The 15,795-nt window shown below is 60.0% G+C and carries 15 protein-coding genes; 6 read left to right on the forward strand and 9 right to left on the reverse strand.

What is annotated here, in order from left to right:
• Window positions 1–16 precede the first annotated feature (16 nt).
• The 4 genes from AC0J1C_RS02300 to AC0J1C_RS02315 all read right to left on the reverse strand — a co-directional run bounded on the left by AC0J1C_RS02300 (window position 17) and on the right by AC0J1C_RS02315 (window position 4,433).
• The gene (locus AC0J1C_RS02300; protein ID WP_473045456.1) at window positions 17–1,981 is read right to left on the reverse strand and encodes a dynamin family protein; all 1,965 of its coding nucleotides are present in this window, start codon (window positions 1,979–1,981) and stop codon (window positions 17–19) included.
• A 245-nt stretch (window positions 1,982–2,226) separates the two neighbouring features.
• The gene (locus tag AC0J1C_RS02305) at window positions 2,227–2,811 is read right to left on the reverse strand and encodes a YggT family protein (protein ID WP_473045457.1); all 585 of its coding nucleotides are present in this window, start codon (window positions 2,809–2,811) and stop codon (window positions 2,227–2,229) included.
• Between the two features lie 22 nt (window positions 2,812–2,833).
• The gene (proC, locus tag AC0J1C_RS02310) at window positions 2,834–3,667 is read right to left on the reverse strand and encodes a pyrroline-5-carboxylate reductase (protein ID WP_473045458.1); all 834 of its coding nucleotides are present in this window, start codon (window positions 3,665–3,667) and stop codon (window positions 2,834–2,836) included.
• Between the two features lie 61 nt (window positions 3,668–3,728).
• Window positions 3,729–4,433 (reverse strand): YggS family pyridoxal phosphate-dependent enzyme, encoded by a 705-nt coding sequence (locus AC0J1C_RS02315; RefSeq protein WP_473045459.1) that lies wholly within the window; start codon window positions 4,431–4,433, stop codon window positions 3,729–3,731.
• Between the two features lie 142 nt (window positions 4,434–4,575).
• Here AC0J1C_RS02315 and AC0J1C_RS02320 point away from each other — a divergent pair, with 142 nt between their 5' ends.
• From AC0J1C_RS02320 to AC0J1C_RS02330, 3 genes are all read left to right on the forward strand, one after another.
• The gene (locus tag AC0J1C_RS02320) at window positions 4,576–5,610 is read left to right on the forward strand and encodes a type IV pilus twitching motility protein PilT (RefSeq protein ID WP_058091364.1); all 1,035 of its coding nucleotides are present in this window, start codon (window positions 4,576–4,578) and stop codon (window positions 5,608–5,610) included.
• A gap of 194 nt (window positions 5,611–5,804) precedes the next feature.
• A complete protein-coding gene (locus tag AC0J1C_RS02325; RefSeq protein WP_473045460.1) occupies window positions 5,805–6,926 on the forward strand; it encodes a PilT/PilU family type 4a pilus ATPase in 1,122 nt (373 codons plus the stop codon).
• Between the two features lie 119 nt (window positions 6,927–7,045).
• Entirely contained in the window at window positions 7,046–8,428 is a 1,383-nt protein-coding gene (locus AC0J1C_RS02330) for an OmpP1/FadL family transporter (RefSeq protein WP_473045461.1), read from the forward strand.
• Between the two features lie 16 nt (window positions 8,429–8,444).
• On the opposite strand, the gene AC0J1C_RS02335 is transcribed toward AC0J1C_RS02330, so the two are convergent.
• Window positions 8,445–8,819 (reverse strand): hypothetical protein, encoded by a 375-nt coding sequence (locus tag AC0J1C_RS02335; protein ID WP_473045462.1) that lies wholly within the window; start codon window positions 8,817–8,819, stop codon window positions 8,445–8,447.
• 232 nt (window positions 8,820–9,051) lie between these two features.
• Entirely contained in the window at window positions 9,052–11,823 is a 2,772-nt protein-coding gene (polA, locus tag AC0J1C_RS02340; RefSeq protein WP_473045463.1) for a DNA polymerase I, read from the reverse strand.
• Window positions 11,824–11,910: 87 nt separating this feature from the next.
• On the opposite strand from polA, the gene AC0J1C_RS02345 reads away from it, so the two are divergent.
• On the forward strand, window positions 11,911–12,249 hold the full coding sequence (locus tag AC0J1C_RS02345; protein ID WP_473045464.1) for a DUF2782 domain-containing protein: 339 nt from the start codon (window positions 11,911–11,913) through the stop codon (window positions 12,247–12,249).
• A gap of 7 nt (window positions 12,250–12,256) precedes the next feature.
• Here the strand turns inward: AC0J1C_RS02345 and AC0J1C_RS02350 are convergent, their stop codons facing one another.
• Window positions 12,257–12,736, reverse strand: a complete 480-nt coding sequence (locus AC0J1C_RS02350) for a fibronectin type III domain-containing protein (protein WP_473045465.1) — start codon at window positions 12,734–12,736, stop codon at window positions 12,257–12,259.
• 289 nt (window positions 12,737–13,025) lie between these two features.
• Between AC0J1C_RS02350 and AC0J1C_RS02355 the strand changes: the two genes are divergently transcribed.
• The gene (locus tag AC0J1C_RS02355; RefSeq protein ID WP_473045466.1) at window positions 13,026–13,448 is read left to right on the forward strand and encodes a hypothetical protein; all 423 of its coding nucleotides are present in this window, start codon (window positions 13,026–13,028) and stop codon (window positions 13,446–13,448) included.
• Between the two features lie 130 nt (window positions 13,449–13,578).
• Here the strand turns inward: AC0J1C_RS02355 and AC0J1C_RS02360 are convergent, their stop codons facing one another.
• Together AC0J1C_RS02360 and pyrE are read right to left on the reverse strand one after the other, a co-directional pair.
• A complete protein-coding gene (locus AC0J1C_RS02360; protein ID WP_473045467.1) occupies window positions 13,579–14,235 on the reverse strand; it encodes a DUF4124 domain-containing protein in 657 nt (218 codons plus the stop codon).
• A gap of 3 nt (window positions 14,236–14,238) precedes the next feature.
• Window positions 14,239–14,877 carry an orotate phosphoribosyltransferase gene (gene pyrE / locus AC0J1C_RS02365; protein ID WP_375192514.1) on the reverse strand — a complete coding sequence of 213 codons (639 nt, stop codon included), beginning with the start codon at window positions 14,875–14,877 and terminating at the stop codon, window positions 14,239–14,241.
• 81 nt (window positions 14,878–14,958) lie between these two features.
• Between pyrE and AC0J1C_RS02370 the strand changes: the two genes are divergently transcribed.
• Entirely contained in the window at window positions 14,959–15,765 is an 807-nt protein-coding gene (locus AC0J1C_RS02370; RefSeq protein WP_473045468.1) for an exodeoxyribonuclease III, read from the forward strand.
• The last annotated feature ends 30 nt before the right edge of the window (window positions 15,766–15,795 follow it).

Genomic DNA, 15,795 nt, shown 5'->3' on the forward strand with positions numbered 1-15,795 from the left:
GTTGCTCTGACGGGGCTCAGACCGCCCCGGAGATATTCACCACTTTCTGCTGGATCAGGGTGGGAGCCGGCTTGCGGATCTGGCGTTGCATGGCATCGGCCAGTTCCAGCTGTCGGCGCAGATCGGCGATGGTGTTGTTGAGACGCTGGCGCTCTGCCCGGCTGTCCCGGTCGTTGCGAACCATGTCCCGCAGCCGGCGAATCTGGTGTTCCAGCAGCTGCTTCTGTTCCATGGAGTACTGCATGATGGGCAGCAGAGCCTCCGAGGGCCAGCGCTCCACGTCCTGGCGTACCCGGGCGTGCAGGGTGCGGGCCTCGCTCACCATCACGTTAAAGAAGCGGCGCACCAGTACCGACTGCTCGGTGAGCAGGTTTTTCGGACTGATCCGGAAGCGACGGGCCTTCTTGCGCAGTTCCCGGATGGCAATCACATGTCGACCAGCGCGCAGAGGAATCGGCTCCAGATGGCGGGCCCGGCTGTCCTCGTTGTAGCGTCGGTAAATGGCGCCCACCATCTTCTCCGCCAGGTGGCCTTCGCTCAGCAGGTTGGTCAGATCGCTTTCCAGCAGCTCGAAGAACTGATCCATCGCGCGGTTCATGCCGGCGGTGGTCCAGCTCTTGGACATGCTGGTCCGCACCCGCTCGGCGTGATTTTCGAAGCGCTCCTCACTGACCAGCTTTTTCAGCATGTCGCCCTGGGAATCCATCAGCCGACGGCTGGAGCGCAGGGTAATCAGCTTCTTGTAGTAAAAGTCGTAATCCTTCTGCGCCCGCTCGGCAAGGCGGCTCAGGGCGGCCTTGTCCATGGTCACGCCGGAGCAGGCCTGTAGTTCCTCCTCGAGGGATTCCAGTCGATACTGCATGGCTGCCTGGCTGTTCTGCAGCATGCCCAGCAGGTCGTTGATCAGGCTCTGGGTGATCAACTGTTCCTTGTGCATCAGGATGCGCTGGATGATCAGCTGTTCAAGCTGGCCGACGTTGGATTTGTCGAACAGAGGCTCGTCCTTGCGCACCCGGGCCAGCAGTCCCTGTTTGGCAGAGACCGGAATAACGTCATGCTGGCGCATGCCCAGATGATCGGCGGTGTAAGTGCGAACCCGGTCGATGGCTTCCTGGGTATGGCGTTCGCCCTGGAGGTCGTCCCAGAGCACGTCAATCTTGTTCAGCACGGCAAAGCGACCAGCCCGGTGATCCGCGTGCTGGGTGTCGATGTGCTCTTTCCAGATGGTCATGTCGCTGGCGGTCACGCCGGTGTCGGCGCTGAGCACAAAGATCACGGCATGGGCCCGGGGCAGCATGCTGATGGTCAGCTCAGGCTCCGAACCCAGGGCGTTCAGGCCCGGGGTATCGAGAATGCGCAGTCCACGCTCGAACAGCGGGTGCCGGATGCTGATCTGGGCGTTGCGCCAGGCCGGTACCAGAACGTTGCCTGGATTGTTGCGGTCGTGCTCCAGCATGCCTTCGTCGAAGCCCAGTCCCCGCGCTTCCTCCGGCGACACGCTCTTTACCCGAGCCACTTCCGCCAACACTTCGCGCATGATTTCCGGATCGCGTTCGTCGAGCTCGTGCTTCACCCAGCGTTCCGGCTGCTTGCGCAATTGCTGCAGCGAGAGTTCGCCGGTGCGGGTCTCAATGGGCAGCAACAGCAGGTAGTTTTCATTGGCGCTGCGATCGAAGAAGAGCTCGGTGGGGCACATGGTGGTACGCCCCGCCTGGGAGGGCAGCATGCGCTGGCCGTATTCCGAGAAAAACAGGGCGTTGATCAGCTCGGTCTTGCCGCGGGAGTATTCCCCTACGAAGGCGATGGTCAACTCGTCCTCGATCAGCAGTTCCAGCCCGTGGCGGATACGGGTGCTGACATCGTCGGAAAACAGATCGTTATCCTGCAGCCACAACCGGTACCGGCCGATCTGCCGGATCAGCTCTTTCTTCCAGTTGTGATAAGCCTCTACCTGCTGCGACAGAGTTCCCTGTTGATTCATCGGATTTTCCTTCTGCGCGACTTCCGGGTATTCCGGGGGCAGGAGGGGCTGCGCCCGGGTGACGGATTAATTACCGGTAATACTATCCTGTTCTTTCAATGTTTGCGGCGAGGCCTGCGACGGCAGATCCGTTTCCGGGGCAGGGAAAAATAAAAAAGGGCTTTGAAATCATCATGATAGATTCGAAGCCCTCGAGTGAAGTATTTCGTGGACAAGTGTTACAGAGTGTATATTTGAGACACTGTTTACAGTCCCAGGCCGATGGAGCCGAGCCCCGCGGCCAGTTTCATGTGCTCGATAACCACGGAAATGACGTTCAGGATCAGGAAGACGATGATCGGCGACAGGTCCAGGCCTCCCATGGAGGGCATGATATTGCGGACCGGGCGCATGACCGGCTCGGTAATCTGGGCCACCAGCTGAATCGCCGGGTGCCCGCTCTGGGGCGCAATCCAGCTCACCACCACAATGGCGATCACCGACCAGAAATAGATCTTTACGATCAGATCCAGCACGTTGAGCACGGCCCACACCAGCAGAGTGACGGGATTCACCGAGGGAATGCCGCCGTTCAGCGCCACCAGGATCAGGAAGAAGGTGATGGCCTGTATGACCACGGCCAGCACCAGCGAGGCGCCGTCGATGCCGCCCCAGCCGGGGATGAAGCGGCGCAGTGGCCGCAGCGGCGGGTTGGTAGCCTTCACTACGAACTGGGAGATCGGGTTGTAGAAGTCCGCCCTGGCCAGCTGCAGCAGGAAGCGCAACAGCACAATGGTCATGTAGAAGGTGGATGCGATCAGCAGGATGGTAATCAGAATGTCTGCCAGCATGAAGCCGTGTCTCCGTTATCGGTTACTGTTTGCCAGCCAGTTCTTTGGCCATTTCTTCGGAGCGCTTGAAGGCGGCCTTGTAGGCCTTGCGCACCAGGTCGCGCATGCCGCCGTCTTCAAACGTGTTGATGGCCTGTTCGGTGGTGCCGCCGGGAGACATCACGTTGCGCTTGAGCTGTCCCGGGTCGTGTTCGCTGCGGGCCGCCATTTCGGCGGCGCCGGCCATGGTCTGGATGGCCAGTTCCCGGGCGGTGTCGGCGGCGATGCCGGCCTCGGTGGCGGCCTCTTCGAGCGCTTCGAGCATCAGGAAGAAATAGGCCGGCCCACTGCCGGACAGGGCGGTCACGCCATGCAGCAGGTTCTCGTCCTCAACCCACAGGGCAGAGCCAATGCTTTCGAAGACCGACTCCACCATCTTCTTCTGTTTGTCCTTTACGTCCTTGTTGGCGTAGAGCCCTGCTGCGCCTTTACCCACCAGCGATGGGGTGTTCGGCATGACCCGGACCAACGGCAATCCGCCACCGAGCCAGCCGTCGAGCGTATCGGCGGTCAGGCCGGCAGCAATGGATACCATGAGCGGACGGGTGTTCTGTACCACCGGCGCGATATCGCGACAGACATCCGCCATAACCTGGGGTTTGACGGCAAGCACCACCATGTCGGCTTGCTGGGCGCAGTAGCGGTTGTCGGTGGTGACGCTCACCCCGAAGCGCTTGCGAATGGTCTGCAGGTGCGCGTCGTCCGGTGCGCTGACCCAGATGTTGCCGGCCTTGTAGCCGTTATCCAGCATACCGCCAATGATGGCGCTGGCCATGTTGCCGGCACCAATGAACGAAATGGTTGGTGATGTGCTCAAGATTCACTCCCGGGTTGATCGGTTAAACGTCCGGCCCTGATGATAGCAGGAACCGGCCGGTTCAGCTCTTCGCCGGGCGTTCGCCGAACAGTGCGGTGCCCACGCGCACCCAGGTGGCTCCTTCGGCGATCGCCAGCTCCAGATCCCCCGACATACCCATGGACAAGGTGTCCAGTGGTCCGGCATCGGGGTATTCGCCTTTCAATGCTTTCAGGGTGTTGGCCAGCTTGCGGAAGCTCGCCCTGAGTTCGGCCTCCGGTTGCGACGGGTCCGGAATGGCCATCAGGCCCCGCAGCCTGAGGTTGGGCAGCTCGCCCACGGCTTCGACCAGTTCTGGCAGTTGGTCCAGCTGGCACCCGGATTTGCTCTCTTCTTCATTAATATTGACCTGCAGGCAGATATTCAATGGGGGCAGGGTGGCATCCCGCTGCTCGCTCAGCCGTCGGGCGATTTTCAGACGGTCGACGCTGTGGACCCAATCGAACGATGACGCAATCTGGCGGGTCTTGTTGGACTGGATCGGGCCGATGAAGTGCCATTCCATGTCCGGGAGGTCGGCGAGGGCCTCCTGTTTGTCGAGAGCCTCCTGGAGGTAGTTCTCCCCGAACGCTACCTGCCCGGCGGCAAAGGCCTCGCGCAGGTCTTCGGCGGGTCGGGTCTTGCTGACCGCGAGCAGCCGCACCGAGCCCGGCGAGCGGCCTGCCTGCAATGTTGCTTTTTGTATGCGTCGGGTTACGCTCCCGATGTTGTCTGCTATGCTGCTCATAGTGTGAAATCGCCACGCCCGGTCTGTCACTTGTACGGTGACACGTTACCCGCAGGTCACTGAAATGCCAAGTGAACCGCGCCGGGTCCCCGCCGGGCGGAAGCAACCGGGATAAAAGAAAAAACGCCTTCCGAGGACTCCTATGGATATTACTGAACTGCTTGCCTTCTCGGCGAAACAGGGCGCGTCTGACTTGCACCTGTCTGCCGGTCTGCCCCCGATGATTCGTGTGGATGGTGATGTGCGCCGCATCAACCTGCCGCCCATGGAGCATAAAGAAGTCCACGGGCTGATCTACGACATCATGAACGACAAGCAGCGGAAGGATTACGAGGAGTTTCTGGAGACCGACTTCTCGTTCGAAGTGCCCGGCGTTGCCCGTTTCCGTGTGAACGCATTTAACCAGAACCGGGGCGCTGGCGCTGTGTTCCGGACCATCCCCTCCAAGGTTCTTACCATGGAAGACCTGGGCATGGGACAGGTGTTCAAGGACATCTCCTCGGTACCCCGGGGCCTGGTGCTGGTAACCGGGCCTACCGGTTCCGGTAAGTCCACCACCCTCGCGGCGATGATGGACTACATCAACGACACCCGGTACGAGCACATCCTCACCATCGAGGACCCGATCGAATTCGTGCACGACTCCAAGAAGTGTCTGGTCAACCAGCGGGAAGTGCACCGGGATACCCTTGGCTTCAACGAAGCCCTGCGTTCGGCCCTGCGGGAAGACCCGGACATCATCCTGGTAGGCGAGCTCCGGGACCTGGAGACCATCCGTCTGGCACTGACCGCCGCGGAAACCGGCCACCTGGTGTTCGGCACCCTGCACACCACCTCGGCAGCCAAGACCATCGACCGGGTGGTGGATGTGTTCCCGGCAGAGGAAAAGTCCATGGTGCGTTCGATGCTGTCCGAATCTCTTCAGGCGGTTATTTCCCAGACCCTGATGAAGAAAATGGGCGGCGGGCGGATTGCGGCCCACGAGATCATGATCGGCACCTCGGCGATTCGGAACCTGATCCGGGAAGACAAGATCGCCCAGATGTACTCGTCGATCCAGACCGGTGGTTCCCTGGGCATGCAGACCCTGGACCAGTGCCTGGAACGGCTGCTGCAGAAGGGGCTGATTTCCCGTGAAGCGGCGCGGGCCAAGGCGAAGATGCCGGATAACTTTTAACGTCGGACTCCTTGCTTCGACCCTGGAGGAAGGAGCAGGGCGGGTGGCCTTCCCGGGACACGCTGTAAATACGTCCCTGTACGCTTGACTGCAGCATCCATGCTGCAGACAGTCCCGGGAAGGCCACCCGCCCCGCTCCCCGGACAATGTTCGGGGAGTCAGCATAGCCAAGACAAAATGTGATAGGTGGACAAATGGAATTCGAAAAGCTGCTGCGGCTGATGGTGGAAAAGGGCGGTTCAGACCTGTTTATTACCGCAGGTGTTCCACCCAGCATGAAGGTGAACGGGAAGGTTCTGCCGGTCACCAAGAACGCGCTGACGCCGGAGCAGACGAGGGAGTTTGTCTACGGCGCCATGAACGACAAGCAGCGCGCCGAATTCGAGGAAACCCACGAGTGCAACTTTGCCATCAGCGCTCGCGGCATTGGCCGTTTCCGGGTGTCGGCGTTCTTTCAGCGCAACCTGTGCGGCATGGTACTGCGCCGCATTGAGGTCAAGATTCCGCAGATCGACGACCTGGCCCTGCCGGGAGTCATCAAGGACCTGGCGATGACCAAGCGCGGTCTGATCATGTTCGTGGGTGCCACCGGCACCGGCAAGTCCACCTCTCTGGCGGCGATGCTGGGGCACCGTAACCGCAACAGTCGCGGTCACATTATCTCGATCGAGGATCCAATTGAATTCGTGCACCAGCACCAGGGCTGCATCGTGACCCAGCGGGAAGTGGGCATCGACACCGAGAGCTTTGAAGTGGCCCTGAAAAACACCCTGCGGCAGGCTCCTGACGTTATCCTGATTGGTGAGGTGCGTACGCGCCAGACCATGGAATACTCGGTGCAGTTTGCGGAGACCGGCCACCTGTGTCTGGCCACCCTGCACGCCAACAACGCCAACCAGGCGCTGGACCGGATTATCCAGTTCTTTCCGCCTGAGCAGCACAACCAGATCTGGATGGATCTGTCCCTGAACCTCAGGGCCATTGTGGCCCAGCAGCTGGTACCCACACCGGACGGCAAGGGCCGCAAGGCGGTTATCGAGGTGTTGATCAACACCCCGCTGGTGGCGGACCTGATCCGTAAAGGCGAAGTGCACCGGCTCAAGGAACTGATGTCCAAATCCAACGAATCCGGCATGCAGACCTTTGACCAGGCGCTTTACCAGCTCTACGCCGAGGGCTCGATCACCTACGAAGATGCGCTGGCTCACGCGGATTCCGCCAACGACCTGCGTCTGATGATCAAGCTGGGTGCCGACGCCCAGGGGGCTGACAAACTGTCGTCCACGGTGGACAAGCTGTCGATTCAGGATGACTGAGGGTTACTGAAAGGTTCGACTTTAGTTGTAGAAAGTTAGTGATCTGAACGGTTAGTGATGGCATTTGAGGCCAATTGGTCGTGGTGCGTATACTCCGCGCAAATCAACAAGGAGATACCATGCGCCAGACATCGCCAATGCTTGCACGTGCCATACGCCTAGCCACCCTGGCTGCCGTTGCAGCCCCCGCCACCGCCTTGGCAGGTGGCTTTTCCCTGAATGAACAGAGTGCCAGTGCCATGGGCACCGCCAACGCCGGTGCCGCTGCCAACCCCGAGAACGCCACCACGGTACTGTTCAATCCCGCTGGTATGAGCCAGCTGTCAGGCACCAACATTTCCTTCGGTGCCGCCGTTCTGGATATTGATGCCGAGGCCCGGGAAGACACCATCTCATCCACGCGGCAAAACCCGGCGGTTCCTGTGCAGCCAGCGACAACCGGCGGCGACATTGCCGACCCGGCCGTGCTCCCCAATTTCTACCTTACCCACGAAGTCAGCGACACTGTTGATGTCGGCTTTGGTATTCACGCTCCTTACGGTCTGGCTGCAGACTACGACGACGGTTTTGCCGGCCGGTTCTTTGCCGACAAGACCGAATTGACGGCCATTGCCTTCACGCCTTCAATCTCTGTCAGCAACGGTAACGGACTGTCGATGGGCGCGGGGATCAACGTGATCTATGCCGAGGGTCGCCTCTCCCGGTATCAGGATCTGAGTGGCATTGCGGGCCCCGCCGCGCTCGCGCTGGATGAGCCGTATGCCGATATCGAAGGCGATGACATTGGCGCGACCTTCCGGGTGGGCTTTCTGTACGAGATCTCGGACAGGACCCAGATTGGCCTGAGCGCGCAGACCGGCACCGAACTGGATCTCAAAGGCGACGCTACCATCTCCGATTTTCCCGTGCTGAGTTCTCCAGGCCAGACCACCACGCTCACAGAAAAGGTGCGAGTGCCCCTGGCCATTCCCGAGAGCGCAACTCTGGGTCTGCGCCACCGTTTCAACGACGAGTTCACCGTTCTGGCCGGCGCTACTTATGCGAAATGGAGCCGCTTCGAGGAGCTGGACATCATCAGCCGTCGGGAGTCGCCCGGTGAGGTGTCTTCGGTTTCCGGGTATCCCTACATCAATCATGTCACCGAAAAGTGGCAGAATACCTGGCAGTTCAACGTGGGCGGCATCTGGCAGGCAACCCCGGAGTGGGCGCTGAAAGCCGGTTATGCCTGGGATGAATCGCCGGTGAACGAGCAGTACGTGACGGCGCGGATTCCCTCAGAGGACCGGCACTGGCTGACCCTCGGCGCCCAGTGGAAAGATGTCAGCACCGGCTGGACCGTTGATGCGGCTGTCGGCACCCTGCTGTTTTCCGGAGATGCCGACGTTGATGACCGGGAATACACCCACCAGAACCCCACACAGCCGGCCACCCCCGCCCGTTACCAGGGCAGCTACGACCTGAGCGCCCTGAGCGCGGCGCTTGAAGTCAGCAAGGCGTTCTGATCCGTCAGTCGCTGTGTCAGCCCACCACCTGGCCGCGGTAGATCACTTTGGTCTTTCGCGGCGGGTGGAATGCCTCGTTTGCCTCGGGGGCCGATGAAGCCGCCGGCGCATCGGCGATCACCTGGCCACGGTACGTCCGTTTCAGGCCGTCGTCGTCGGTATCGGGCTCGATGTTCAGCTGTGGAACCTGCTGCTTGAGCGTTTCCCAGGTGCGAATCAGGTGGCTGGAGCGGGTTTTGCCCGCATACTCCGCAAGCTGCTGTTCCAGGTGCCCATCCGTGAGATGCAGTTTGACGCCGAATTCCGTCTGAATCAGACGTCGGCACTGGTGAACCAGTTTCAGCACGCTGGGGTCCAGCAACCAGCTACGTTCAGATGCCAGAGAAGTCATGGTGTGAGCCTCGGAGAAAGTGTCACCGCATGGCGCTGTCCGGCGGTAAACACGGGACGAGCGCCGACTCTCCAGGTGAAGCGAATATCGTGCCGCACCGTCAGGAATGTGGTGATGCGGGAGCCCTGCGGGGCCTCTCGGTCGTTTGAGGGCTGTCAGCCTGCGCGTGCGCGCTCCGAGTTTGGCCTTTTTCGGTGCGTAAACGGGCGTCCATGCCCTCATTTGGACCGGGTCAGTGGGCCTCGTCCCAGTTGTCCCCCGCGCCGGCCTCCACCAGCAGAGGCACGTGCAGGTCAGCGGCTGCCGACATGCGCTGCACCAGGCCATCACGAATCTTGTCGAGGGCCGATTCCCGAACTTCCAGAATCAGTTCGTCGTGCACCTGCATGGTCATGCGGGCATCATCGGCGTGCTCACGCAGCAGCCAGCTCTCCACCTCGACCATGGCACGTTTGATGATGTCAGCCGCCGTGCCCTGCATGGGCGCGTTGATGGCGGTGCGCTCGGCCGCCTGCTGCATCTGCTTGTTACGGGCGTTGATCTCGGGCAGGTACAGGCGCCGGCCAAAGAGGGTTTCCACGAAGCCGTCGTCGTGGGCCTGCTTGCGGATGTTGTCCATGTACTTGAGCACGCCGGGGTAGCGCTCGAAATAACGGTCGATGTATTGTTGGGCCAGCTTGCGCTCCACATCCAGCTGGCGGGACAGGCCAAAGGCCGACATGCCGTAGATCAGGCCGAAGTTGATGGCCTTGGCACTGCGCCGCTGATCGGCGGAGACCTCGTCCAGGCTCACGCCAAAGACTTCGGCGGCCGTGGCCTTGTGAATGTCCTCGCCTTTCTCGAACGCCTTCAACAGACCCTTGTCGCCGGACAGGTGGGCCATGATCCGCAGCTCGATCTGTGAGTAATCCGCCGCCACCAGTTTGAAACCCTCCGGCGCGATGAATGCCTGGCGGATGCGCCGCCCCTGTTCACTGCGAATGGGAATGTTCTGCAGGTTGGGTTCGGAGGAGGACAGCCGACCGGTGGCGGTGACCGCCTGGTGGTAGGAGGTATGCACACGGCCGGTGCGGTGGTGAATCAGCTCTGGCAGGGTGTCGGTATAGGTGGACTTGAGCTTGCTCAGGCTCCGGTGTTCCAGGATCAGGCGCGGCAACTCGTGCTCATGGGCCAGTTCCTGCAGCACCGGCTCGGCCGTGGACGGAGCGCCCTTCGGTGTTTTCTTGATCACCGGCAGGCCAAGCTTGTCGTAGAACAGGGCTTGCAGCTGCTTGGTGGAGCCGAGGTTGAAGGTCTCACCAGCCACGTCGTGGGCTTCTTTTTCCAGTTCCGCCATGCGCTCGGCCAGTTCCTGGCTGTGCTGGCGCAGGGTGCTGGCGCTGATCAGGGTGCCGCGCTGCTCCATGCGGGACAGCACCGGCACCAGTGGCAGGTCGATCTCGCGGTAAACAGAGGCCAGCTTGCCGGTCTCTTCCAGTCTGGGTTTCAGGGCCTGGTGCAGCCGCAGGGTGATATCGGCATCTTCCGCGGCGTATGGCGCGGCCTGTTCCAGTTCGATCTGGTTGAAGGTCAACTGTTTGGCACCCTTGCCGGCGATTGACTCGTAGCTGATGGTCTTCTCATTCAGGTAATACATCGCCAGGCTGTCCATGTCGTGGCGGGTGGCCACCGAGTTCAGCACGTAGGACTCGAGCATGGTGTCCTCGGCAATGCCTTCGAGGTTGATGCCGTGGTTGGCGAGCACGTTTTTGTCGTACTTGAGGTTCTGTCCCACCTTGGCGAGCTTCGGGTCTTCCAGTAACGGCTTCAGCTGGTTGAGGACCTCGTCCCGGTCGAGCTGTTCGGGAGCCCCCATGTAGTCGTGCGCAAGCGGTACATAGGCTGCCTCGCCCGGTTCTATAGCAAAGGACACGCCCACAATCTCGGCATCAATATAGCGCAGGCTGGTGGTTTCGGTGTCGAAGGCAAACAGGTCAGCCTCCCTGAGCCTCTTGAGCCAGCTGTCTAGGCTTTTCTGATTGGTCACAACACTGTAGTTGCGGGAGCGCGAAGCGTTACCGCCGGTCTGCCCAGAGGTGGACCCCGCTTTCTGGCTTGACTCCTCCCCGTTTGCGGGATGACTGGCGTTGCCCGGGTGGCCCTCGCCGTTTTCCAGTTCGGCAATCCAGCTCTTGAATTCGTATTCCCGGAACAGTTCAAGCAACTGGTCATCGTCCTGTTCCCGCAGCTTGAGATCTTCCAGGCCAAAATCCAGCTCGACATCGGTGCGGATGGTGGCCAGCTCCCGGCTCAGGGGCAGGGTATCGGTGGCTTCACGAAGGTATTCCCCGATCTTGCCCTTGATCTCATCGGCATGCTCGATCAGGTTGTCCAGATTGTCGTAAGTCTGCAGCCACTTTACTGCGGTTTTCGGGCCACATTTGTTGACCCCCGGAATGTTGTCCACCTTGTCGCCCACCAGGGCCAGGTAATCAATGATCTGCTCAGGGGTGACGCCGAACTTTTCCACCACCCCGTCCCGGTCCATGCGGGTCTCGGTCATGGTGTTGATCAGGGTGACATGATCGCTGACCAGTTGCGCCATGTCCTTGTCGCCGGTAGACACCACCACATCAATGCCCTTGCTGGTGGCTTCGTTAGCCAGGGTGCCGATCACGTCGTCGGCCTCAACGCCACTGACGATCAGCATCGGCAGCCCCATGGCCTTCACGATCTCGTGAATCGGCTCGATCTGGCAGGCCAGGTCGTCCGGCATTGGCGGACGGTTGGCCTTGTACTCCTCGTACATCTCATGACGGAAAGTTTTGCCCTTGGCGTCGAACACCACCACCATCTTGGAGCCGGGAAAATCCTGCTCCAGGCGGCGGATCATGCTGATCACCCCCTTGATGGCTCCGGTGGGGTGGTCCTTGCTTGTAGTCAGCGGCGGCAGTGCGTGATAAGCGCGGAAAAGATAGGACGATCCGTCCACAAGAACCACTGGGGGAGTGTTTTTGCTGGTCATGTCAAAACAGGTCCGGAATCTGATTGAAGCGTGGAATGGCTTGTGCAACTCTGTGATCAAATGAATGGACAAGAGGGTATCACGAAAATGAAACGAATCGCCTGCCCGGCTCTGTTGCTCGCCAGCCTGCCTCTGGCCGCGCTCGCCCAGGATTCCGGCGCGCTTGATGAGACACCTGTGGCAACGCCGAAGGAACCGGTGGTGATTTCGGACTATCAGCCGGCCAGTGAGGGTCCGCAGATCGTGATCCGGCCCGGTGAGAACGAAGTCTTCTATGAATACCGGGTCAACGGCCAGCTTATGGAAATCAAGGTGGTGCCCGACGTGGGGGCGGAATACTATCTGGTGCCGGCTGACGGCGGCGGCTGGATCCGCGAAACCGAGTCCGACATGCTGGTGCCGAGCTGGGTCATTTTCCGCTGGTAGTCCAATCTCAGATGAGATCGACGGCCACGGGCTCGGAGCGCCGGCTCTCCAGGCCTTCGTTGTCTACGGTGGTAATGGTGAATTCGTAGGCTCCGGCCGGGAGCCCGTCCAGGGCGTACCGGGTAATGGAGGGGCTGTCGATGCGAATCACCTGGTAGCTGGCCTGGTGCCGCAGCCGGAAGTAAATCCGGAAGCCGGCAATCTGTCCCGGCGCCAACGCTGAGCCGTCTTCCCTGGTCAGCGGTGCATTCCAACGCAATTCTCTTGGCGAAATGGACGCGTCGCCCGCATGGGTGCGGGCTTGTCCTAGTGTGTTGAGCAGGCCATCGGTCGCCTGATCCAGTCGCGAATCCGCCAGCTCTGAAGCCCGCTGGGTGCTGGTTTTCGTGGCCCTCGAATCTTCCTGGCACCCGGACAGAATCAGGCAGGCCAGCAGTGTCAGGGCAGACAGGACGGTACGGCGATCAAAGGTTGTAGCGTAAAGCATCGACTACTCACATACGGGCGGCACGGGGCCGGCGAACGGTTTGACAACGTATGGAGCCTGAATAAAACGGGGAGACGGGCCTCGAACCAGTGCGCAATTATGCCAGCCGCGCTCAACGGTTCAAGTGAATAATCCGTAAAACCGCGTATGGCCCCGTTTAAACCCGATTTCGGGTTTTAGTATGAACATTCTAATTTTTACCCGTAACTTTGATCCTGAAATTGAAGAAAGGCCGGTGCGGATCAACCCATACGGCCTTGGAACTTTCAGGTAATCAAGGAGAACCAACATGGGTAAGCTCAAGAGCTATCAGGAACAACTGCAGGACATCGTAGAGAAGGGCATCAACGCCGCTGAAGAGCAGCAGAAGAAGCTGTCTTCCAAGCCGTTCGATTACGCCGAGAAGCTGGAGTCCGAGGCGCGTGAATACAGCGTGAAGACCCTGCGCAAGCGTTACAACGGCTACAGTGACAGCCTGTTCGATCAGCTGCGCAGCCTGAACAGCCGCTTCGGCAACTTTGCCGCAGAGCTGGTGGCCAAGCTGGAAAAAGAAGCCGCTGAAGGCGCAGACGCTGTTTCTGAAGCAGCGGAAGATGTGTCTGAAGCTGCCCAGGACGCCAAGAAGTCCGTGGAAGCCAAGAAGCCGGCGGCTCGCAAGTCCACCGCTCGCAAATCCACCTCCACAGCCAAGAAGAGCACTGCTTCTGCCTGAATGAGGTAAGGCGACTGTCACAGACAGTCCGCCGGGATAAAAAAGGGGCTCCGTGATGCGGAGCCCCTTTTTTGTGTCTCATCTTTCCGTGAATCTCCCCTGGACTTCGCGTTGCCCGGGATGTCCTCTGCTATTGCTCGTTGGCTTCTTCCGGATCAAGTGGAAGGGTGCGGGCCTGTTCAGTGATTTCCTCAAGACGTTCGATGTCGGCCTCAAAGGCGTCCCGCAGCGCTTCGATTTCCTGAGTCTGGGCAGCAATTTCGCGCTCAATGTCCCGAATCTGTGCTTCGAGGCGCCGAATTTTTTCCAGGGTTGCCTCTGGAATATCCCGTCCGGCCCTTTCCAGGTCTGCGGCACGGCTCTGCTCGGCATCCAGTTGGCTGGAGATGACCGAGATATTGCCGCGCTTGAGCTGGATAAGGCCCTCAAGCTCGCGGATCTTGCGGTACATGGCCTTAACTGCCTGATCCGGGTGGCTAAACCGTTTGAGGAGCAGGCGGTCTTGCTCCCGCTGCTCCGCCAGGGCCTTCTGACGCTGCTTTTCCGCCTCCCGGGCGGCGATTTCCTCTTCGGTGGGCGCCGGCGGAATGGTTTCAATCACCCGGCCATTGGTTCCGAGGATGTCGTATCCGCGTTTGGTGGCTTCCTGGGGAATGGTGTTGCTGATCACCACCTGGCCGTTCTCATCCGTATAACGGTACATGTTGGCCGCAGCCTGGGTAGACAATCCCAGGGCCAGCGCCAGCACCGTTGCTTTCAGTGAGCGTTCAGTCAGGCGTTTGGTCATCAGTCAGACTCCGTAACGGTCTCGGTAACTGGCTACCCTGCTGGCGTGCTCCGCAAACCCGGTGTTGGACTGCAGGTAGTTCAGAACCTGATCCAGGCAAATGATGCTGACCACCGGAATTCCGAACTCCTGTTCCACTTCCTGTATGGCGGACAGTTCGCCGTTGCCCCGCTCCTGGCGGTCCAGAGCAATCAGCACGCCGGCGGGTTCGGCACCGGCCTCGCGAATAAGGTCAATGGACTCCCGAATAGCCGTTCCGGCGGTAATCACATCGTCGACAATCAGCACCTTGCCCTGCAAGGGTGCACCTACGATGTTGCCGCCCTCACCATGATCTTTCTTTTCCTTGCGATTAAAGGCAAAGGGTTTGCTGTTACCGTCTGTAGCCAGGGCCATGGCGGTGACGGTGGCCAACGGAATGCCCTTATAGGCAGGACCGAAAATGATGTCATAATCCAGCCCGCTGCGTTCTATGGCAGCGGCATAGGCCTTGCTTAGCTGAAGCAGGTCGTCCCCGGTGTTGAACAGGCCTGCGTTGAAAAAGTACGGGCTGGTACGGCCAGACTTGAGCGTGAACTCGCCGAATCGCAAAACGTTCCGGCGGATGGCGAATTCGATAAATGTCTGCTGATAGTCGTGCATGGCAAGGCTTCTGGCGGGTGTTCGTCTTTAATTAGCGCGTAAAAACGGTATCATACACACAAACCGAATCAGGGAACACGTATGCGGGTAGTATCAATCAGCGTCAATGGCCTCGCTCAGGCCGTTGAAAAAGGCTTTTTCGACTGGCTGGCGCGGCAGGATGCTGATGTCGTCTGCGTGCAGGACCACCGCATGCGGGCGTACGAGATTGAGGACTACAATCTGATTCCCGAGGGCTACGAGGCCTATTTCATCGATGGCGAGAAGAACGAGGACGGTGGGGTAGGCATCTACACCCGGCATTTCCCGAAGGCCATCATGTACGGCTTTGCCAACGAGCAGGCAGACCGCGAGGGCCGGTTCATCCAGGCCGATTTCGACAAGGTCTCTGTGGCCTGTGTGCTGGCCCCTTGCGCCCTGGGGCGCGAGGAAGAGCCCGTCGGTGAAGACGACCTCACGGTGCTGGATCACAAGGACGAGTTTATGGAGGCCTTTGGCCTGCACATGCAAAAGACCCTGCGCAAGCGCCGCCAGTTCATCTTCTGCGCCAACCTGCAGACTGCCCATCACGTGACCGACGCGAGCCCCCTGTACCACAAGCTGGATTTCTCGGGCTTCCTGCCCCACGAACGTGCGTGGCTGGATCGTCTGTTCGATGAGATGGGCTGCGTGGATGGCTTCCGTGAGATCAACAAGCAGAGCAACCAGTTCACCTGGTGGCCCGAGCAGGCCGAAGGTTCCCGCAAGAACGCCGGCATTCGTGTCGACTACCAGTTGCTGACACCAGGTATCCGCAAGACCATTCTCGACGGCTGGATCGACGACGCCACCCGTTTCTCCGATCACGCGCCCGTGATTATGGACTACGATATAGAAATCGGCTTTTAAGGTTTGGGGAAGGGCGCCTATCTGGCTCCG

This window comes from Marinobacter sp. E2 (assembly GCF_055755345.1).